Source organism: Methylobacterium sp. C1 (assembly GCF_001854385.1).
Classification (GTDB): Bacteria; Pseudomonadota; Alphaproteobacteria; order Rhizobiales; family Beijerinckiaceae; genus Methylobacterium; species Methylobacterium radiotolerans.
The window spans coordinates 6,228,776-6,248,038 of the sequence record NZ_CP017640.1 but is presented as its reverse complement, the minus strand read 5'-3'; the positions used below and the strand labels follow the sequence as shown (position 1 = coordinate 6,248,038).

16 protein-coding genes and 1 tRNA gene are annotated in these 19,263 nt (G+C 71.3%); 9 read left to right on the top strand and 8 right to left on the bottom strand.

The window, feature by feature from the left end; genetic code table 11:
* The first annotated feature begins 53 nt into the window (after positions 1–53).
* Both BKE41_RS28895 and BKE41_RS28890 read left to right on the top strand, forming a co-directional pair.
* Positions 54–1,328, top strand: a complete 1,275-nt coding sequence (locus BKE41_RS28895) for a PQQ-dependent sugar dehydrogenase (RefSeq protein WP_199825821.1) — start codon at positions 54–56, stop codon at positions 1,326–1,328.
* Positions 1,328–1,918, top strand: a complete 591-nt coding sequence (locus tag BKE41_RS28890) for a c-type cytochrome (RefSeq protein ID WP_012322336.1) — start codon at positions 1,328–1,330, stop codon at positions 1,916–1,918. Before BKE41_RS28895 ends, BKE41_RS28890 begins: the two co-directional genes overlap by 1 nt.
* Before the next feature lie 54 nt (positions 1,919–1,972).
* On the opposite strand, the gene BKE41_RS28885 is transcribed toward BKE41_RS28890, so the two are convergent.
* The gene (locus BKE41_RS28885; protein WP_053621640.1) at positions 1,973–2,743 is read right to left on the bottom strand and encodes an MOSC N-terminal beta barrel domain-containing protein; all 771 of its coding nucleotides are present in this window, start codon (positions 2,741–2,743) and stop codon (positions 1,973–1,975) included.
* A 199-nt stretch (positions 2,744–2,942) separates the two neighbouring features.
* Between BKE41_RS28885 and clpB the strand changes: the two genes are divergently transcribed.
* Positions 2,943–5,567 (top strand): ATP-dependent chaperone ClpB, encoded by a 2,625-nt coding sequence (clpB, locus tag BKE41_RS28880; RefSeq protein WP_012322334.1) that lies wholly within the window; start codon positions 2,943–2,945, stop codon positions 5,565–5,567.
* Between the two features lie 378 nt (positions 5,568–5,945).
* Positions 5,946–7,928: a DUF4139 domain-containing protein gene (locus tag BKE41_RS28875; protein WP_245295868.1), complete on the top strand. Its 1,983-nt coding sequence runs from the start codon at positions 5,946–5,948 to the stop codon at positions 7,926–7,928.
* An 85-nt stretch (positions 7,929–8,013) separates the two neighbouring features.
* On the opposite strand, the gene BKE41_RS28870 is transcribed toward BKE41_RS28875, so the two are convergent.
* From BKE41_RS28870 to BKE41_RS28855, 4 genes are all read right to left on the bottom strand, one after another.
* Positions 8,014–8,910: an inositol monophosphatase family protein gene (locus BKE41_RS28870; RefSeq protein ID WP_071000563.1), complete on the bottom strand. Its 897-nt coding sequence runs from the start codon at positions 8,908–8,910 to the stop codon at positions 8,014–8,016.
* Complete coding sequence (locus tag BKE41_RS28865) at positions 8,907–9,482, bottom strand: NUDIX hydrolase (RefSeq protein ID WP_012322331.1); 576 nt, start codon at positions 9,480–9,482, stop codon at positions 8,907–8,909. The genes BKE41_RS28870 and BKE41_RS28865 overlap by 4 nt, the downstream gene beginning before the upstream one ends.
* 7 nt (positions 9,483–9,489) lie before the next feature.
* Entirely contained in the window at positions 9,490–10,197 is a 708-nt protein-coding gene (locus BKE41_RS28860) for a glutathione S-transferase N-terminal domain-containing protein (RefSeq protein ID WP_071000562.1), read from the bottom strand.
* Positions 10,198–10,300: 103 nt separating this feature from the next.
* Positions 10,301–11,251 (bottom strand): SMP-30/gluconolactonase/LRE family protein, encoded by a 951-nt coding sequence (locus BKE41_RS28855; RefSeq protein WP_071000795.1) that lies wholly within the window; start codon positions 11,249–11,251, stop codon positions 10,301–10,303.
* A gap of 334 nt (positions 11,252–11,585) precedes the next feature.
* Here BKE41_RS28855 and BKE41_RS28850 point away from each other — a divergent pair.
* Positions 11,586–11,662 (top strand) — tRNA-Pro (locus tag BKE41_RS28850).
* A gap of 25 nt (positions 11,663–11,687) precedes the next feature.
* The gene (locus BKE41_RS28845; RefSeq protein WP_012322328.1) at positions 11,688–11,999 is read left to right on the top strand and encodes an ETC complex I subunit; all 312 of its coding nucleotides are present in this window, start codon (positions 11,688–11,690) and stop codon (positions 11,997–11,999) included.
* Between the two features lie 16 nt (positions 12,000–12,015).
* Here the strand turns inward: BKE41_RS28845 and BKE41_RS28840 are convergent, their stop codons facing one another.
* Positions 12,016–12,474: a nucleoside deaminase gene (locus tag BKE41_RS28840; RefSeq protein ID WP_024828093.1), complete on the bottom strand. Its 459-nt coding sequence runs from the start codon at positions 12,472–12,474 to the stop codon at positions 12,016–12,018.
* A gap of 63 nt (positions 12,475–12,537) precedes the next feature.
* Positions 12,538–13,605, bottom strand: coding sequence for a spore photoproduct lyase family protein (locus BKE41_RS28835; RefSeq protein ID WP_024828094.1), 1,068 nt, complete (start codon positions 13,603–13,605; stop codon positions 12,538–12,540).
* Positions 13,606–13,911: 306 nt separating this feature from the next.
* On the opposite strand from BKE41_RS28835, the gene BKE41_RS28830 reads away from it, so the two are divergent.
* Positions 13,912–15,825 carry an EAL domain-containing protein gene (locus BKE41_RS28830; protein ID WP_245295867.1) on the top strand — a complete coding sequence of 638 codons (1,914 nt, stop codon included), beginning with the start codon at positions 13,912–13,914 and terminating at the stop codon, positions 15,823–15,825.
* 42 nt (positions 15,826–15,867) lie between these two features.
* Here BKE41_RS28830 and BKE41_RS28825 read toward each other — a convergent pair whose 3' ends face one another.
* Positions 15,868–16,092, bottom strand: coding sequence for a hypothetical protein (locus BKE41_RS28825; RefSeq protein ID WP_012322324.1), 225 nt, complete (start codon positions 16,090–16,092; stop codon positions 15,868–15,870).
* Between the two features lie 279 nt (positions 16,093–16,371).
* Between BKE41_RS28825 and BKE41_RS28820 the strand changes: the two genes are divergently transcribed.
* Complete coding sequence (locus tag BKE41_RS28820; protein WP_245295866.1) at positions 16,372–17,118, top strand: collagen-like protein; 747 nt, start codon at positions 16,372–16,374, stop codon at positions 17,116–17,118.
* Positions 17,119–17,549: 431 nt separating this feature from the next.
* Positions 17,550–19,145 carry a TolC family outer membrane protein gene (locus BKE41_RS28815; protein ID WP_274852353.1) on the top strand — a complete coding sequence of 532 codons (1,596 nt, stop codon included), beginning with the start codon at positions 17,550–17,552 and terminating at the stop codon, positions 19,143–19,145.
* The last annotated feature ends 118 nt before the right edge of the window (positions 19,146–19,263 follow it).

Sequence of the window (19,263 nt, the reverse complement as noted above, 5' to 3'; positions counted from 1 at the left end):
AAGAGTGCAGAGCGAGCGGACGGTCCGCGGGGCCGCCCCCACCGGGAGACATCATGACGCCGATCAGCCAGCCGATCCTGACCCGCAGCCTCACCGCCGCCCTCGCCGGACTCGGTCTCGGCCTGATGGGATCCGGCCCGGTCGCCGCGCAGGAGACGCCCGCGACCGCGGCCCCGCCGCCCAGCGTCCAGGTCGATCGCGGCTCGGCCCTCTACGGCCGCCCCGAGGGCGGCGCCGCGGCCAAGCTCGCGCCGGTGGCCGGACCGCCGCTGGCGACCGCGGCCGCCAAGCTGCCGCTCGACAAGCTGACGGTTCCGGACGGCTTCAAGATCGAGGTCTACGCCAGCGGCCTCGCGAATGCCCGCGAAATGACCCAGGCGCCGGACGGCACGCTGTACGTGGGCACCCGGACGGTGGGGAAGGTCTACGCCGTGCTGCCGAAGCCGGACGGCGACGGGAAGCGCGCGGTGAAGACCATCGCGACGGGCCTGCACCGGCCGAACGGCGTCGCGTACCACGACGGCGCGCTCTACGTCGCCGAACTCTCGAAGATCTGGCGCTACGACGACATCGCGAACCATCTCGATGGCGCGGCGAAGCCGACCCTGGTCTACGACGACCTTCCGAAGGACGAGGCCCACGGCTGGAAGTTCATCGCCATCGGCCCGGACAACAAGCTCTACGTCCCGGTCGGCGCGCCGGGCAACATCGTGATGCCGCCGGACACCCACGCGCAGATCCGGCGGATGGACCTCGACGGCAAGAACGCCGAAGTGATCGCCCGCGGCGTGCGCAACACCGTCGGGTTCGACTGGAACCCGAAGACCAAGCAGCTCTGGTTCACCGATAACGGCCGCGACTGGGTCTCGGAGGACATCCCGAACGACGAGCTGAACGTGCTCACGGAGCCGGGCAAGCAGCATTTCGGCTATCCGTACTGCCACCAGGGCACGTTCACGGATCCGGAATACGGCTGGGGCCACGCCTGCTCGGAATTCACCGCGCCGGCGGCGCTCCTCGGCCCGCACACGGCCTCGCTCGGCCTGCGGTTCTACACCGGAACGCAGTTTCCGGAGGCCTACCGGGACGCGATGTTCGTCGCCCGGCACGGCTCGTGGAACCGCACGACCAAGCTCGGCGGCGACGTGGTCGTGGCCAAGCCCGGACCGGACGGCAAGACCGCCGCGGTGGAGCCGTTCCTGACCGGCTTCCTTCAGGACAACAAGTATGTGGGCCGGCCGGTCGACGTGCTGGTCGCCACGGACGGATCGCTGCTCGTTTCCGACGACTACAACGGCGCGATCTACCGCGTCAGCTACGGCCGGTGATGCGCCGCCATCTCCGTTTGATCCGCGGGCTGGTCTATGCCCTCGGCGGGCTGCTGCTCACGGGCGCGACGCGCGCCGCCCCGGACGCGGCGATGCAGGAGCGCCTCGCTCCCTGCATCGGCTGCCACGGGGCCGGCACGTCGGCGACGGAGGGCGTGCCTTCGCTCGGCGGGCAGCTCCCGGACTACGTGGTCACGCAGCTCTTCCAGTTCCGGGAGAAGCAGCGGGAGGCGCCGCCGATGAACGAGGTGGCCGCCGGATTCTCCGACGACGACCTGCGCGGCTACGCCGACGCGGTGGCGACGCTGCCGCCGCCCGCCTGGGCCGGGCCACCGGCCGACGCGGCTCTGGCGGCGCGCGCGCAGGCGCTCGTCGCCAAGCACCAGTGCAATTCCTGCCACGGACCGGACCTCGCGGGCCGCGACGCGATCCCGCGGATCCGCGCGCAGCGGGAGGATTACCTCGCCAAGGCGCTCGCCGCCTACAAGTCGAACGCCCGGCCCGGCTACGATCCCGCCATGAACGAGGTCGCGCAGGGCCTGAGCGAGGCGGACATCAAGGATCTCGCGGCCTACGTGTCGCGGCTCTGACACGACCTCCCTCTGACCGCGACGACGGCAGCACCGGAGGGAAGAGTTAGCTCGTCACCCCACCACGCGCAGCGCGTCACCCTTCGCCAGCGTCCCGCCGGCGATCACCTCCGCGTAGACGCCGAGGTCGCGGTGGCCGAGGCGCGCGTCGAGGGTCCAGGGGATGTCGCAGTCGCGCACGCCGCTGACCGGGTCGACGTTGGTCGCCGCGCACCGCACCGTCCGCTTGGTGATCTTGAGCCGCAGCCCGCTCGGCGCCTCGATCACCCGGCCGACCATCTCCAGCTCGGCGAAGGGTTCGAGCCCCTCGACCAGCAGGTTGCCGCGGAAGCGCAGCGGGTCGACGGGCGCGCCGAGGTAATCCTCCACCGCCGCCACGCTCGCGCGGTTGATCAGCGACACGTAGCCGGTCGGCGAATCCGTGAAGCGGTACTGCGGCGGGGCGGCGAGCACCTTCGGCTCGCCGCGCAGGCTCTCGGGGACGTAGCGCCGCATCAGCTCCGCGAGCCCCTCTCGCCCCGCCTCGGTGTCGAGGCGGAAGGCCCGCGGCTCGCCGTGCCCCTCGACGGTCAGCGTCGCCGTGGCGTCGTCGTAGCGGGTGCGCAGGCGGGCGAGCGCCTCGTCGCGCATGAGCATCAGGTACTTGGTCTTGGGCTGGTGCCGGGGCGCCACTGCGTTGAAACCTGACGGCCCGTTCTCGATGGCGTAGAGCCGGTCGCCCGGGAAGAAACCGCTGGTCTCGAGTTCCGCCCGCGCGACGGGTTCAGGGCTCAGGCCCTTCACCGGATAGCGATACAGGGCGCTGACATGAATCAATGCGGTCATGCGCGGAGCGTGGCCCTGAAATGATCCGGGGCGCAAGAGCTTCGCCGCCCCTTGTGGTGCTGAATTGCAACACCACATCGGGTCTACCGGCGGCCACCAGCGGCGCCGGGGCCCTCGCGCGGCGGATAGCCGGAGGGCGACGTTTCGGTGGCGCCGCGCCTCTCATCGGGCGGCGGATGCCGGTACGGGAGGGTTGTGCATGAACTTCGAAAAGTACACCGAGCGCGCCCGCGGCTTCGTGCAGGCGGCTCAGAACCTCGCGATGCGCGAGGGACATCCCCAGCTTCAGCCGGGCCACCTGCTGAAGGTGCTGCTCGACGATCCGGAAGGCCTCTGCGCCGGTCTGATCGACCGCGCGGGCGGTCAGTCCCGGGTGGCGCTCGCTCAGACCGAGCAGTGGCTCGCCAAGCAGCCGAAGGTCTCCGGCAACGCCGCCGCCCCGCAAGCGACGCGCGAGCTGATGCGCCTGTTCGACACCGCCGAGAAGGCCGCCGAGAAGGCGGGCGATTCCTACGTGACGGTGGAGCGGCTGCTCCTCGCCCTCGCGGTGGAGAAGGATTCCGAGGCCGGCCGCGCGCTGCAGGCGGCGGGCGTCACCCCCGCCTCGCTCAACGCCGCGATCAACGCGCTGCGCAAGGGCCGCACCGCCGACAACGCCTCGGCCGAGAACGCCTACGACGCGCTGAAGAAGTACGCCCGCGACCTCACCGAGGCCGCACGGGACGGCAAGCTCGACCCGGTGATCGGCCGCGACGAGGAGATCCGGCGGACCATCCAGGTCCTGTCCCGGCGCACCAAGAACAACCCGGTCCTCATCGGCGAGCCCGGCGTCGGCAAGACCGCGATCGTCGAGGGGCTGGCGCTGCGCATCGTCAACGGCGACGTGCCCGAGTCCCTGCGGGACAAGAGCCTGCTGGCCCTCGACATGGGCGCGCTGATCGCCGGCGCGAAGTACCGCGGCGAGTTCGAGGAGCGGCTGAAGGGCGTGCTCTCCGAGGTCACGGCGGCCGAGGGCGGCATCATCCTGTTCATCGACGAGATGCACACGCTGGTCGGCGCCGGGAAGGCGGACGGGGCGATGGACGCCTCGAACCTCCTGAAGCCGGCGCTCGCCCGCGGCGAGTTGCACTGCGTCGGCGCGACCACGCTCGACGAGTACCGCAAGCACGTCGAGAAGGACGCGGCGCTGGCGCGGCGCTTCCAGCCGGTCTTCGTGTCGGAGCCGACCGTCGAGGACACGGTCTCGATCCTGCGCGGCTTGAAGGAGAAGTACGAGCAGCACCACGGCGTGCGCATCCAGGATTCCGCCCTGGTCGCGGCCGCGACGCTGTCGAACCGCTACATCACCGACCGCTTCCTGCCCGACAAGGCGATCGACCTCGTCGACGAGGCCGGCTCGCGCCTGCGCATGCAGGTCGACTCGAAGCCCGAGGAGCTCGACAACATCGACCGCGAGATCGTCCGGCTGAAGATCGAGGCCGAGGCGCTCAAGAAGGAGACCGACTCCGCCTCCCGCGACCGGCTGGTCCGGCTCGAGAAGGAGCTCGGCGACCTGGAGGAGCGGTCGGCGGCGATCACCGCGCGCTGGAAGGCCGAGAAGGACAAGCTCGGCACGGCCGCCGGCCTCAAGAAGAAGCTCGACGAGGCCCGCAACGACCTCGCGGCGGCGCAGCGCCAGGGCCAGTACCAGCGCGCGGGTGAGCTCGCCTACGGGGTCATCCCGGGCCTCGAGAAGCAGCTCGCCGAGATCGAGGCCAAGGCGGAGAACGGCCGCGACGCGATGATGGAGGAGGCGGTCACGCCCGCCCACGTCGCCGGGGTCGTCTCCCGCTGGACCGGCGTGCCGGTGGACAAGATGCTGGAGGGCGAGCGCGAGAAGCTGCTGGCCATGGAGGAGGCGCTGTCCAAGCGCGTCGTCGGCCAGCGCGAGGCGGTGGAGGCGGTCTCGACCGCGGTCCGGCGCGCCCGCGCGGGCTTACAGGATCCGAACCGGCCGATCGGCTCGTTCATGTTCCTGGGCCCGACGGGCGTGGGCAAGACCGAGCTGACCAAGGCGCTCGCCGGCTTCCTGTTCGACGACGACACGGCGCTCGTGCGCATCGACATGTCCGAGTACATGGAGAAGCACGCGGTCGCCCGGCTCATCGGCGCGCCTCCGGGCTACGTCGGCTACGAGGAGGGCGGCGCTCTCACCGAGGCCGTGCGGCGCCGGCCCTACCAGGTCGTGCTGTTCGACGAGGTCGAGAAGGCGCATCCGGACGTGTTCAACGTCCTGCTGCAGGTTCTCGACGACGGGCGGCTCACCGACGGTCAGGGGCGGACGGTCGACTTCCGCAACACCCTCTTGATCATGACCTCGAATCTCGGGGCCGAGTACCTGGTGAACCAGCCCGCGGGCCAGGACACCGACGCGGTCCGCGACGAGGTGATGGGCGTGGTGCGCGGTCACTTCCGGCCGGAATTCCTGAACCGGGTCGACGAGATCATCCTGTTCCACCGCCTCGCGCGGTCGGAGATGGGGGCGATCGTCGAGATCCAGCTCGGGCGCCTGCAGAAGCTCCTCGACGACCGCAAGATCGCCCTCGACGTGGATGAGGACGCCAAGAACTGGCTCGCCGACAAGGGCTACGACCCGGCCTACGGGGCGCGGCCGCTGAAGCGGGTGATCCAGAAGAACGTCCAGGATCCGCTGGCCGAGCTGGTGCTCTCCGGCAAGGTCCACGACGGCGAGACGGTGCCGGTCCGCCTGGGGCCCATGGGCCTGATGATCGGCGACGTGACGGTCGGCGCCGAGCGGCGGCCGGTCAACGCGACGCTGAACTGATCGCCCGAGACCCAACACCGAGGCGGCGCGCCACGCGATGGCGCGCCGCCTTCTTTTGCGCCCCGGACGCCAGGCCGACGGCGCCCGGGATCGGGTCCGGAGTTGCGGCACCGCGATGACCTAGTTGGCTGGACAGCGCCGACGGGACGGAGAATCCTGGCGGCACGCGTCGCGCCGTCGCGGTTCCCGGCTTCGCGGTATCACCGGCTGCCGCGGAGACGGGCGATCTGCCGCGCAGGCCGAGGCGCGCGGGCTGCCGGCTCCCCGTCGGCGACCGCGTGGGAGCGGGCGTCACGGTGCCGTGCCAGCGGCTCGAACCCGCCATCACATCCGCGACCGCCGCGGCGGACGGCGCTCGAACGGGAGGCAGGCGATTTGGTGACGTCTCATGTCGTGTGGGCGGGCGTTCTGCTGTGCATGATCGCGGCCGCGCCGCCCCTGAGGGCGGCGTCCCCGGGGCGGATCCGCGCCGTCACCCTGTCGAGCGGCGGCCTCGCGGAAGTCACCCAGGTCCACCCGGTCGACGGCGACGCGACGATCGGGCTCGACGCTCGCTCCGAGCAGATCGACGACATCCTCAAGAGCCTCGTGGTGCGGGATCCCGTCGGCACCGTCGGTGCCCTGCGCCTGGACGGGCTGGATCAGGCCGACGAGACGCTGCGGACGATGCCGTTCACCGCGGACGACTTGTCCGGGCCGGCACGCCTCCTGGGGAAGCTGCAGGGCGTTCCGATCAGGATCCAGAGCGGCGGGCGCACACTCGAGGGGCGAGTGCTCGGCGTGTCCGAGCGGAACGCCGGGACCGAGAGCGGCGAGGTCGCGATCCTGACTGTGCTGACCGGGACGGGCACGCTCGAATCCGTGTCGATCGAGGACGGCGCCGCCGTCACGATCCAGGACTCGGCCATGGCGGCCAAGATCGCCGAGGCGATCGCGGCGGCCGGGACGGCCAAGGTCGGAGACGCCCACCGGGTCGAGGTCGATGTCTCGGGGCGTGGCCAGCGCGAGATCCGGCTGACCTACGTGGTCGCCGCACCGGTCTGGAAGACGAGCTACCGCATCGTCGACGGCGGCGGCGGCCGCGCGAACCTGCAGGCCTGGGCCATCATCGAGAACGCCCTCGGGGCCGACTGGGCAGGCGTCGACGTCACCCTCTCGTCCGGCTCGCCGGTGGCGCTTCTCCAGCGCCTGCACCGGCGCTACTGGCGCAAGAGACCGGAGGCGCCGGTGATGGTCGAGGATGTCGGCATGCCGGACCTCGACCCAGGCACGGTCGCCCCGAGGTCGGTCGCGCGCCTGCGCGCCCCTGCGCCCGCCGCCGCGCCCCTTCCGGCACCGATGGCGCGGATGGACACCCGGGCGGAGTCAGCGGAACCGAGCTACGACGCCGCGGCCGCCACCGCGGGCGCCGCCGCCAGCGAGGGGGATGTGGCGGCGAACTTCACGCTGCCGCATCCGGTCGATCTCCGCGCCGGCAGCACGCTGTCGGTGCCGTTCATCGATACCGAGATCGAGGCCGAGCGGGTCGCCCTCTGGCAGCCGGGCCGAGGGATCCATCCGACCGCGGCCTTCCGGATCCGGAACAGCGCCACCGCGACCCTGCCGGCGGGCCTCATCACCCTCTACGACCGCGAGGCCGGCTACCTGGGAGATGCCCGCCTGCCCGCGACGCCGGTCGGCGAGCAGCGGCTCGCCAGCTTCGCCCTCGACCGCAAGGTCGCCGTCCAGGCGGAGACCGAGCCGAGCCAAGCCCTGACCCAGATCACCGTGGTCGACGGCGTGGCGCGCGCGACGGTGATCGCCCGGGAGGTCACGACCTACACGATCAAGGGCGCGCCGGACGCCGCCCGGTCCGTGATCATCGAGCATCCCCGACGGGAGGGCTGGACCCTCACCGCTTCCGCCCGCGACAGCGAGACCCCCACGGCCTATCGGCTCAAGGTCGCGGTCCCCGCCGGCGGGACGGCCGAGACCCGGGCCGTGCTCGAGCACGTCCAGATCGACGCCTACGATCTCGTCGACGCCGACGAGGCGCTGCTGGTCCGGTGGGCCGCCCTCGCCACCGACCCGGAGCTGGGCGGCAAGCTCAAGACCCTGTCCCGGGCCCGCGCCGAGGTCGCCGCGGCGACCCGGACCGTCGAGGAGATCGCCGAGCGCGAGGCGAAGGTGCAGGCGGAGCAGGAGCGCATCCGCAGCAATCTCGGCGCCGTTCCGAAGGACAGCGAGCTGGCGCGGCGCTACCTTACCCGCATGGGTGGCCAGGAGGACGAGCTGGCGAAGCTCGCCGCCGCCCGGGCCGAGGCCGAGAGCGGGCTCAAGGCGTCGCAGGCGCGGATCCGGACGCTGATCGCGGCGCTCTGAGAGCCGGCCCGGATCCTGTCGCGGTCCGGGAGGACCGCCCGTTCGTCTGGCCCTGCGCCCGGGCGCGGCCCTCACGGGCCCCGTCCTAGGCGCGGCGGATGGCCGTCGCCAGATCGGCGGCCTGGTCGCGGTCCCGGCACACCAGCCAGAGGTCGTCGTGGGCCGACAGCTCCGCGTCGAACAGGTCGACGAAGTCCGCCGGCGGATCTCCGAGGTCCGGCCAGTGGAACAGGCGGAAGCCCAGCGCCTCGAACAGCGGGAGGATCGGACCCAGGTCCCACAATCGGTTGTTGCTGAGGGTCGCGTCGAGGCGCCCGGTCGCCAGGAGCGCGGCGTCCGAGATCGCCCCGCCCTCGCTCCAGGGGAACCAGCCGCGGCCGTAATCCAGGGTGTAGCGCTGCGCCGTGACCGACAGCCAGCCGACATGGCCGGTCCGTCGCGCCGCGCGCTCGAGCGGGCGCAGCGCCGTCGTCATGCGGCCGCCGCGGATCGGTGCCCAGAAGGCGCGGCCCTCGCTCGCCGCCAGCAGGAGCCCCTCCGTAGCCTCCGCCGGAGTGCCTCGGGCCGGTGCCGAGCGGTCCTCGTTCCAGGCCGGCAGGCTCATGACGCAGGCTCGAGGCCAGCCCGCGCGGCAGGCCGCCACCATGACGCCCCAGCCCGACAGGCCGCCCGCGAAAGGCCGGGTCCCGTCGATCGGGTCACCCACGAAGGTCCAGGCGTCGCGGGCGAGCAGCGCCCGGGCCGCCGCCTGCCCGAGATCCTCGGCCGTCTCCTCCTCGATCAGGTCGGGGCCGAACCGCGCGTGCATCAGCTGGCTGACGGCGAGGTCGGCCTCCGTCAGGGCCTGGCCGAGATCGGGGCCCTTGTTGCTCATGGCGAGGCCGCCCGCCCGCATGGCGAGGGCCAGAGGGGCCGCCTCCTCGGCGAAGGCGAGCATCGCCGCGAGGACATCCGGCGCGGGTGCGGTGGGCGAGAGGGTCATGCGGCGAACAGTTCGGGGCTTCGGAGCATCAGGGCCTGGACGAGGGCCAGGGTCTTGAGGTCGGGCAGGCGGCCGGCCCGGGCCTGTTCCGCCAGCGCGGTCAGCGGCATCTCCACGACCATCACCTGCTCGCCCTCCGCGTGCAGCCCACCGCCGGGACCGACCCGGTCGGCGGCGCCGTAGGGCGCGAGGTAGAGCCAGAGGCGCTCGGAAGACACGCTCGGCATGCTGTAGGCGTGCGCGACCGGCTCGAGCCGGGTCAACCGGACGCCCGCCTCCTCCATCGCCTCGCGGATCGCGGTCGCCTCGGGGGCGTCCCCGTCGAGTCCGCCGGCCGGGGCTTCGTCGAACTCGGCCGACTCCCCCCAGAACGCGGGCCCGACCCGCGCCTGCCGGACGAGCAGCGCCACGCGCCGCTCGGGATCGTACGGCAGCACGCAGGCGGCCTGCCCGTGATCCTCCAGCGCCCGCCGCACGGCGCTGCCATCCGGCAGCGTCAGGGTGGCGATGCCGAAGGTGTTCCAGCCGCGGTGGATCACCTCCAGCGGCAGCGCGGGCAGGGTCTCGGTCATGGTCCGGTCAGCGCCTGGTGCTGGAGGCGGTCTGTCCGAACATCACCTTCTTGGCATCCTCGCTCATGGTCTTGCCGAAGTCGGGATTGACCTCCGGGGCGCGGGCATAAGCCGCCTTGGTGGCGGGCCGCTCGGCGATCGCCGTGAACCAGCGCTTGAGGTTCGGGTGCTCGTCGAGGTTCTGACCCTGCTTCTCCCACGGCACGATCCAGGGATAGCAGGCCATGTCGGCGATGGAGTAGTCCGGCCCGGCGACGAAGGCGCGGTCGGCCAGCCGCCGGTCGAGGACGCCGTAGAGCCGGTTGGTCTCGTTGACGTAGCGCTTGATCGCGTAGTCGATCTTCTCCGGCGCGTACTGCGAGAAGTGATGGTTCTGGCCGAGCATCGGGCCGAGGCCGCCCATCTGCCAGAACAACCACTGCAGCACCTCGGCCCGGCCCCGCAGGTCGCCCGGGATGAAGCGCCCGGTCTTCTCGGCGAGGTAGAGCAGGATCGCCCCCGACTCGAACAGCGAGACCGGCGCGCCGCCGCCCGCCGGCTCGTCGTCGACGATCGCCGGCATCCGGTTGTTGGGCGCGATCCTGAGGAAATCGGGATTGAACTGCTCGCCCTTACCAATATTGACTGGGTGAATACGGTAGGGAATGCCCGCCTCTTCGAGAAACATCGTGATCTTATGGCCGTTCGGCGTCGGCCAGTAGTGGAGTTCGATCATCGGTCGGTGTCCCGCTATGCCCCCGGCGGACGGGAAGTGGGTCGGCGCGGCGCTCCGGTCAAGCATGAGCCCGGCGGCGGGCTCGGGCCCCGGTATCGGGGCCTCACCCGCCAGCGCAGCCCTGGACGTCGACGTGGACGGCGTAGAGCGACTGGCTCGCCGCCATGAACAGGCGGTTGCGGTGCCGGCCGCCGAAGCACAGGTTCGCGCAGCGCTCCGGAAGACGGATGCGGCCGATCGGCCGGCCATCGGGGTTGAACACCATGACGCCGTCCAGGGCGTCGTCGCCCATGCCCCAGCCGCACCAGAGATTCCCGTCGACGTCGCAGCGCAGACCGTCCGGCGTGCCGGGCCCGGCGTCGATCAGGACCCGCCGGTCTCCGAGTGCGCGGCCGGCGACCACGTCGTACGCGACGATCCGCCGGGTCGGCCGGCCGCGCGACTCCACGAGGTAGAGCACGCGGCCGTCGGGCGAGAAGCACAGGCCGTTGGGGCCGGCGAGGTCAGTGGCCACCGCCTCCAGCACGCCGGTGACCGGGTCGAGCCGGTAGACGTTCTGCGGAAGCTCGGGCTCGGCGCGGACGCCCTCGTAGAAGCCGCCGATCCCGAAGGGCGGATCGGTGAACCAGACCGCGCCGTCGGCCGCGGTCACCACGTCGTTGGGCGAGTTGAGCCGGCGGCCCTCGAACGTGTCCGCCAGGACGGTGATCGCGCCGTCATGCTCGGTGCGGATGACGCGACGTCCTCCGTGCTCACAGGTGACGAGCCGCCCCTGCCGGTCGCGGGTGTTGCCGTTGGCGAAGCCCGACGGCTTCCGGTAGAGGCCGACGACCCCGCTCTCCTCGTCCCAGCGCAGGATGCGGTCGTTGGGGATGTCGCTCCAGAGCAGGTAGCGACCGTCGCCGAACCAGACCGGCCCCTCGCACCAGCGGAAGCCGGTCGCGAGGCGCTCGACCGCCGCGTTGAACACCCGGTAGCGGGCGAAGGCGGCGTCGAGGATCTCGACCGCCGGGTCGGGGTAGCGCGGGCTCGGTGTCCACACGGTCAAATCCATGTCGCTCGCGGTGATCGTCACCGTTTCCGCGAAGGCCGGCAAGACCCGCCGCGCGGGCGCGGACCTACGCCGCGGCGACGAGGACCGGAACCACCCGGCACGCCGATCCGAGCGCACCATCCTCCACCCCCCAGTGATGGCAGGCGCCGGTTCGACGGCGGGGAGGCCCAGCCCTCGTCCGGGAACCGACGCTAACGCCCTCCCATTTGTCTGACAAGTGAGGCGCCGCGCGATCTCTGCGCGGGGAAGCCGCCGCCGGCACAGGGCGCGCGCACCGCGCCGCGCCTTGCGGGGGAACGGCGGAACCGCTACGGCATTGAGGCCGTGTGGCAGTCGGGGTGTGGCGCAGTCTGGTAGCGCACCTGGTTTGGGACCAGGGGGTCGTAGGTTCGAATCCTATCGCCCCGACCATTCGATCAGGAGCTTGTCGAGTCAGATGCCGAGCGCCCGCATCTTCCGTCCGTCTCGGGATGCCACGCAGTCGGGCCTCGCCCGAACCAAGCAGTGGATCCTGGAGTTCGACCGGACCAGCCCGCGCGAGATCGATCCGCTGATGGGGTGGAACGGGTCCTCCGACATGCTCCAGCAGGTGCGCCTCGAGTTCGACACCGAGGAAGAGGCCGTGGCCTACGCGAAGCGCGAGGGGATCGCGTTCCGCGTCGAGCAGCCGGCCAAGCCGGCCCACCGCAAGGGGCTGTCGTACTCGGACAATTTCAAGTTCAACCGCACGGCCCCCTGGACGCATTGAGCTCCGCGCGGCCGGGTCAGGCCTCCCGGCGCGCCCTCCAGGCCGCGTAAGGCGAATCGCCCGGCGGACGGATCTGGGTGACCCGCATCGGCTGCGCGTCGAGGGGTCGGCACAGCTCGGCGTAGATCGCCGCGCTGCCGGCACCGTAGGTCTCGGCCTCCTCGGCCGAGAAGGCGAAGTAGCCCTCCTTGAAACCCGCGAGCCGCATCGCCGCGTGGCACATCGGGCACGGACGGCCGCTGGCGTACATCACGCAGTCGCCGAGGTCGCGGCGGCCGAGCAGGCGGCTGGCCTCGCGCAGGGCCACCATCTCGGCATGGGCGCTCGGGTCGTTGGTCGCGTGCACGGTGTTCGCCGCGCGGACCAGCACGGCGCCGTCCCGCACGATCACCGCGCCGTAGGGCGCGCCGCCGGCCTCGACATTGGCCGCGGCGAGGGCGACCGCCTCGCGGATATGGTCCTCGTGCGTCGACATGGCTGAGCTTTCCTCCCCTGGCGCGCCAACGCCGCGCATGCCGGGAAGTTCAGCCATCCGCGCTCAGAACGCGTAGCGCACAGTGCAGTAGGGCATCGTCTCGGCGAGCAGGGCCTTGAACCGCGCGAGCCACCGGCCCTTCCAGCCGGCCCGGTAGCGCAGATTGGCGCCGCCACCCTCCGAGACTTTCGCCTCCTGGATGTCCGGCCGCCAGAGCAGGTCCTCGGCCTTCGGGTGCCAGCCGAGATTGACCGCATGCAGATCCGCGTTGTGGGTCAGCATGATGATCTCGCACTTGAGCTGCGCCTTGGCGGCGTCGGACAGCGTCGCGTCGATCTCGGCGAACAGCGCCCGCCAGTCCGCCTCCCAGCCCTCGTAGAGGATCACGGGCGAGAAGTTGGCGTGGACCTCGTAGCCGGCGGCCACGAAGTCGTCGATGGCGGCGATCCGCTCGGGAATCGGGGCGGTGCGCACGTCGACGATCCGGGCGATCCGCGCCGGCATGAGCGAGAAGCGGATGCGCGTCTTGCCCTGCGGATCGTAGGCCAGGAGGTCGCGGTTCACGGCCTTCGTGGCGAAGGAGGCCTTGGCGTTGGGCAGGGTGCGGAACAGCGCGACCAGGGCGCGCGCGCCGTCGCTCACCGCCGCGTCCACCGACAGGTCACCGTTCTCGCCGATATCGTAGACCCAGTACTCCGGATCGATCGGATCCGGCTCCGGGAGGCGCCCCTGGCGCCCGGCGTGGCGGGCGATCGCCGCGCAGGCCTGCTCGACGTTCACGAACAGCGAGATCGGGTTGGAGTAGCCCTTGCGGCGCGGCACGTAGCAGTAGGCGCAGGCCATGGCGCAGCCGTTGGAGGTCGAGGGCGCGATGAAGTGGGCGCTGCGGCCGTTCGGGCGCATCGTGAGGCCCTTCTTAACGCCGAGGACGAGGGTCGAGCGCTTGATCCTTACCCAATCCTCCACCGAGCCCGCGTTGCCGTGGAGTTCCGGAATGTTCCAGTGCGACGGCACGACGATGCGCGCGGCGTCGGGAAAGCGCGCCAGGATCTCCCGGCCCAGCGGGAAGTCGCCCACGGCGGGCTCGTGATAGATCGTCCGGATGTCGAGCAGGTCGCGGGTCAGGGCCATGGACGATCCGGGGCCCGGAAGCGGCCCGGGACCCGATATGGTGCGCGCCGACGCGGCCGGAATGCCTTGCGACCGGTCGTCTCTGTCCCCGCGGCGCGGGAAAGGCGCGGGATCGCGCGCGGCGAACGTTGATCGTTCAACGATATCTTACGATTCGCTGCCATGAGTTCCTCATCTTCGAGTGGACGTGCAATGATCGTTCGGGACCAGGAGAGGTCCGTGCCGGGTTCATCCGGTTCCGGTGATTCTCTCGACCCTGCGGATCCGAGGTGGAACGCGCTGATCCGGCGGGACCAGCTGGACGCGATGCGCGGAAGCGTGCTGGCCGCCATACCGGTCAACATGCTGCTCGGCCTGGCGAGCATTTTGGTCGCCTATCGGAGCGGGCACGGCACCGTGGGGGCCGTCTGGTTCGCGGCCTCGACCAGCGTCAATCTCCTGCGCATCGCCCTCTGCCGGATTCCCTGCCTGGGCCTGGCGCTGACCGCCGACATGACGCCGAGCCTCGCCGCGGCCGCCGCGCGCTCTGTCGACCGGCACCTGCGCGCCTGCACGTTCGCCGCATTCCTCTCCGGACTGGTCTGGGCCTGCCAGCCGCTCCTGTGCGACGGCTACACCACCGCCGAGACCCTGTTCTATCTCACGATCACCTGCGGCGTGACCGCGGGGGCGGTGACGCACGGGACCGCCTACGCGCGCATCCCGCTCGCCTTCATCGCCCTGCCGCTGCTGTCGGTCACGGCCTGCCTCGCCTCTGCCGGCGACTTCGACCGGAACTGCCTCGCCGCCTGTGTGCTGCTCTACTTCCTCGCCCTGACGCACACGGCGTTCCGGAGCGAGGCGGTGTTCCGCGATGCGAGCCGGCTCAAGAACGAGGCCCACGCCCTCGCCCGCTCGCGCGCCGAGGCCCATGCCAGCGCGAGCGCCCTCGTGGACGAGATGCGGTGGCGCGCCACGCACGACGATCTCACCGGCCTGCTGAACCGCGCGGGCTTCCTCCAGGCGACGGAGAACCGGCTCCGCACCGGGACACTCAGCCTGCTGATGCTCGACCTCGACGGGTTCAAGTTCGTCAACGACGTCTACGGCCACAAGGCGGGAGACCGGGTGCTCGTCGAGGTGGCGCGCCGGCTGAACGACGCGCTCCCGGAGAACGGCCTCACGGCCCGGCTGGGCGGCGACGAGTTCGCCGTGCTGTACGATCCCGTGACGTCGGGCGTGCCCGACGCCGTCATGGCGGCGAACCTCATCACCGCGGTGTCGCAGCCGTTCGACGGTTTCGACGCGGGTCGCCTCGGGGTGAGCATCGGCGTCCACGCCAGTCGGGAGCCCAGCCTGACCGAGATGCTGAGCTGCGCCGACGAGGCGCTCTACGCCGCCAAGGCCGCCGGGCGGAACCGCTACCGCGTGTTCGATTCGAGCCTGCGCGAGCGGCTGCAGATGCGGCGGGACCTGGAGCGCGACCTGTCGCAGGCCCTGGTCGAGAACGCCCCGAAGGTCTGGTTCCAGCCGATCTACGCGGGCGACGGCCGGACCTTGGTCGGGCTGGAAGCTCTGATCCGCTGGGAGCATCCGCGACTCGGCTGGATCGCGCCCCCGGACCTGATCGCCGCCGCCGCCATGGCGGGCCTGACAGAGTCGCTGCTCCGCTACATCCTCGAGCAGGTCTGCGCGATGCTGGAGATCCTGCATCGCCGCGGCCTGGGCAGCGTCCGCGTGGCGATGAACGTCTCACCCCGGGAGATGGCACAGGTGCCGGTCGACGAGATCGTCATCGAGCGGCTGAGCCTCCTCGGCCTGCCGCCCACCATGCTGGAGATCGAGATCACCGAGGAGACGGCCCTCGACATCGGCGCGGTGCAGGGGAAGCTGCAGGCGCTGTCCCGCGCCGGCATCCGGGTCGCCCTGGACGATTTCGGGATCGGCTACTCGTCGCTCTCCTCGCTGCGGCAGCTCAAGGCGGACCGGATCAAGATCGACCGGAGCTTCGTCACCGGCCTGGGGGCGAGCGACGACAAGCGCGGGCTCGTCCTCGCCGTCCTCGGCCTCGGCCGGCTGCTCGGCCTCGACGTCGTGGCGGAGGGCGTCGAGTCGGCCGAGGACCTGAACATCCTGCAGGCGATGGGCTGCCCGTTCCTGCAGGGCTACCACCTCGGCCGCCCGATGCCCGTAGCAGACTTGGAAGCCACCCTGCTCGGCACGCGCATCGCCGCCGCCTGACCCGGCGCCGGTGCGCGGAGCGGTCACGGCCGCCGGCCCCCCTCAGAAACGCTCCGCATCCGCGGGATCGCGGGACGGGAGCCGGCGCGCCGCCGCGCGCCACAGGCGGTCCGGCATCCCGTAGAGCCACACGAGCCCCGCGCAGCCGGCGATCGCCAGCAGGAACAGCCAGGCCAGGGCTTCGAGGATGGGCCCCGGCGGCGCCCCGGACTCGGTCCGGTCGTACCAGAGCGGGTCCGTGTCCCAGGGCGGATCGCTGTCGTCCACGGCTGAACCCTCCACCGCGGATCGGACTCGGACCCGGGGCGCTCGCGCGGCGCTGACCGGTGGACCGGGGCACGCCATCCCTCAGCTGGCCCGGTCCGCACGCGCCTGACCCGGTCCAGCGCGGGCACGCTACGGGCCCCGCCGTGCGCCCTGCGAATACCCATTTCGGATTACGGCGTTCGGCCGGTCGCGCTTTTCCACATCCAACTTTCTCCGCAATTTATTGCCTAGTTTGCGGGCTATGGCATTCTGACTGTCGAAAAGACTGTGTGACCTGCCATGAGATCTGCCAGGCGCCTGTGGCGCGAGCGCTGGGCGCTCTGTTCGATGCTGGCCCTGTCGGCCGCCTGCGCGCTGCCGGCGCGGGCGGCGGAGATGCGCATCGAGGCCGCCAAGATCACCGGCGGCGACCTCTGGATCATCGGCTACGCCGACGATCCGGGGGTGGAGATCACGCTCGACGGCCAGTTCCCGCACAGGACCGACAGCCGCGGCTATTTCGAGTTCCGCGTCGTCTACCATCCGGCCACCTGCATCGCGACTCTGCGGACGCCGAAGCAGAGCCGCAGCATCGTAATCGGCGAGTGCGGCCAGCAGGGGCCGCAGGGGCCGCAGGCGCCGGGTCTGGTCGGCCCGCGCGGCGAGGCCGGTCCGCGGGGCGAGGCCGGGCCGCCCGGGGAGCGGGGCGCGATGGGACCGCCCGGACCGCAGGGGCCCGCCGGCGCACAGGGTGTCGCCGGACCGCCGGGTCCGCCGGGCGAGCGCGGCCCCGCCGGAATGGCCGGCGCTCCGGGGCTTATGGGCGCCACGGGTCCGGCCGGCCCGCCCGGGCCGCCCGGCTCCCGCGGACAGCCGGCTTCCCCGAGCGCAGCCCCGAAGCCGAAACCGTCGGAAGCGCTGACAGGGTCGGTGCCCAGACCGCGTCCGCCGGCGCGCGCGCGCCGTGCGCCCGAATCCGACTCAGCCCCCGAGGGCCCGCTGGAGCTGGAGCCCGACGCCGGGGGCGGCGGAATGGACCGGTACTAGGCGGGCGCCGGTGCCGTCGGCGGAGTCGAACGGTCGCGGACGGACCGCCCCCTCCCCTGCCGGCGCTCGGTCAGCTCCGAGTTCTCGCGCCTCCGCATGCCGGCAATAGTCTCTGAAGGGGCGTATTTATGAAACTAAACAGCTCAATACGCGTCCACGCCGCGGTGTGCGTGCGGGGTGTGTCACCTTAATGCCCCAACGCCGCACTTTCCGCCGCGGGACCCACGGCGAGGCGAGCCAAATCGCCCGGTTTGCGCTAAGCGTGACGGTGGGGCGGGCTTGATCGGAGACGAGCGAAACGCCGTACCTTGGCCGTTTTCGTCTCGGACTTCCGGACCGAAAGAGACCGCAAGGGCTTGTTCATCGTGACACGACGTCCACCAGCGAGTTGCCCGACGTTCCGCCTGGCCGGGATGGTGTCCGGACTCGCGATGCTGGCTGCGATGCCGGCATCCGCCGAGACTCTGGAGAGCGCTCTCGCGAAGGCTTATCAGGGCAATCCGAGCCTGAACGCCAGCCGCGCGGGCGTGCGCGCCATCGACGAGAACGTGGCGATCGCGCAGTCGGGCTACCGGCCGACTGTCAACGTCAACGCCGCGATCGGCGTCCAGTACCTTCAGACGCGCTCGTCCAGCTCCGTCGCGTCGGCGGGCACCGCCGGCACGACCGCGACCACCGCCGGAGCGGGCCTCGGAACGACAGGCGGAGGCCTGGGCGGGACGGCCGGCGCCGGGACGACCGGTACCGGGACCACCACGGGGATCGGGACGACGGGGATCGGGACGGCGGGCGGAACCACGGGCATCGGGACCTCAGGGGCCGGGGCGGCAGGATCCGCGACCGGCGGCGAGGGCTTGGCCGGCGGCGCGACGTCCGACATCGCGAGCCAGGTCATCACCTCCCGGCGGACGACGCGCACCACGTACCTTCCGAGTTCCGCCAGCCTGAACGTCACGCAGACGCTCTTCAACGGCTTCCAGACTGACAACACCGTCCGGCGCGCCGAGTCGCAGGTCTACAGCCAGCGCGAGAGCCTGCGCTTCACCGAATTGACCGTCCTGTACAACGCCGTCCAGGCGTACATGAACGTGCTCAGCAACACGGCGACGCTGGAGCTGAACCGGAACAACGTCGAAGTTCTGGAAGAGCAGCTCCGCCAGACCCGGGACCGCTTCAACGTTGGCGAGGTGACCCGGACCGACGTCGCGCAGGCCGAGGCCCGACTGGCCGGCGCGCGGTCGCAGGTCGCCCAAGCCGAATCGACCCTCCGCACGAGCATCGGCGTCTACCGGCAGAACATCGGCGTCGAGCCGCGCCAGCTCGCGCCGGGCCGCCCGCTGGACCGGTTCGTGCCGCGCAGTCTCGATCAGGCGATCGCCGTCGGCCTGCGCGAGCACCCGCAGGTCGTCTCGGCCATCCACAACGTTGACGCGAGCGAGGCCCAGGTGAAGGTCCTGGAAGGCCAGCTCGCCCCGCAGCTCAGCCTGCAGGGCTCGCTCAGCCAGCTCTACGATCAGAACGGGCCGAACCAGAGCTTCTTCGTCGGCTTCGTCGGCGGCCGGCTCTCGATCCCGATCTACGAGGGCGGCCAGACCTACGCGCAGATCCGGCAGGCCAAGGAATCGGTCGGCCAGGCCCGCATCCAGGTCGATCAGATCCGCGATCAGGTCCGCGCCCAGATCGTCGACTTCTGGGGCCGGCTCGAAGCCGCCAAGGCGCAGGTGATCGCCGCCCAGGCCCAGGTCCAGGCCAACGAGGTGGCGCTGAACGGCGTGCGCGAGGAAGCGCGCGTCGGCCAGCGCACGACCCTCGACGTCCTCAACGCGCAGCAGGAACTGCTGAACTCCCGCGTGAACCTCATCGTCGCCCAGCGCGACCGGGTGATCTTCTCCTACGGGGTGGTCCAGGCGATCGGACAGTTGACCGCGCGCTTCACGGCGCTCCCGGTCGAATACTACAGCGCCAAGGTCCACTACGATCAGGTCAAGGATTTGTGGTTCGGCCTGCGCACGCCGGACGGCCGCTGACGGCTTTTCCACGGGGAGTGTGTTGCGGGCGCGCTTGCCGCGACGAAACGGCATGGAATACTGATTGAAGATCGATCCGTTCGGGTCGCTTTCCAGTCTCCCATGCCCGAGTGCGCCT

Bases quoted from the DNA above. Each gene is read 5' to 3' on its own strand.
- BKE41_RS28895 (WP_199825821.1), top strand. From the start codon at position 54: ATGACGCCGATCAGCCAGCCGATCCTGACCCGCAGCCTCACCGCCGCC.
- BKE41_RS28890 (WP_012322336.1), top strand. From the start codon at position 1,328: ATGCGCCGCCATCTCCGTTTGATCCGCGGGCTGGTCTATGCCCTCGGC.
- BKE41_RS28885 (WP_053621640.1), bottom strand. From the start codon at position 2,743: ATGACCGCATTGATTCATGTCAGCGCCCTGTATCGCTATCCGGTGAAG.
- clpB (WP_012322334.1), top strand. From the start codon at position 2,943: ATGAACTTCGAAAAGTACACCGAGCGCGCCCGCGGCTTCGTGCAGGCG.
- BKE41_RS28870 (WP_071000563.1), bottom strand. From the start codon at position 8,910: ATGACCCTCTCGCCCACCGCACCCGCGCCGGATGTCCTCGCGGCGATG.
- BKE41_RS28865 (WP_012322331.1), bottom strand. From the start codon at position 9,482: ATGACCGAGACCCTGCCCGCGCTGCCGCTGGAGGTGATCCACCGCGGC.
- BKE41_RS28860 (WP_071000562.1), bottom strand. From the start codon at position 10,197: ATGATCGAACTCCACTACTGGCCGACGCCGAACGGCCATAAGATCACG.
- BKE41_RS28855 (WP_071000795.1), bottom strand. From the start codon at position 11,251: ATGGATTTGACCGTGTGGACACCGAGCCCGCGCTACCCCGACCCGGCG.
- BKE41_RS28845 (WP_012322328.1), top strand. From the start codon at position 11,688: ATGCCGAGCGCCCGCATCTTCCGTCCGTCTCGGGATGCCACGCAGTCG.
- BKE41_RS28840 (WP_024828093.1), bottom strand. From the start codon at position 12,474: ATGTCGACGCACGAGGACCATATCCGCGAGGCGGTCGCCCTCGCCGCG.
- BKE41_RS28835 (WP_024828094.1), bottom strand. From the start codon at position 13,605: ATGGCCCTGACCCGCGACCTGCTCGACATCCGGACGATCTATCACGAG.
- BKE41_RS28830 (WP_245295867.1), top strand. From the start codon at position 13,912: ATGCGCGGAAGCGTGCTGGCCGCCATACCGGTCAACATGCTGCTCGGC.
- BKE41_RS28820 (WP_245295866.1), top strand. From the start codon at position 16,372: ATGAGATCTGCCAGGCGCCTGTGGCGCGAGCGCTGGGCGCTCTGTTCG.
- BKE41_RS28815 (WP_274852353.1), top strand. From the start codon at position 17,550: ATGCTGGCTGCGATGCCGGCATCCGCCGAGACTCTGGAGAGCGCTCTC.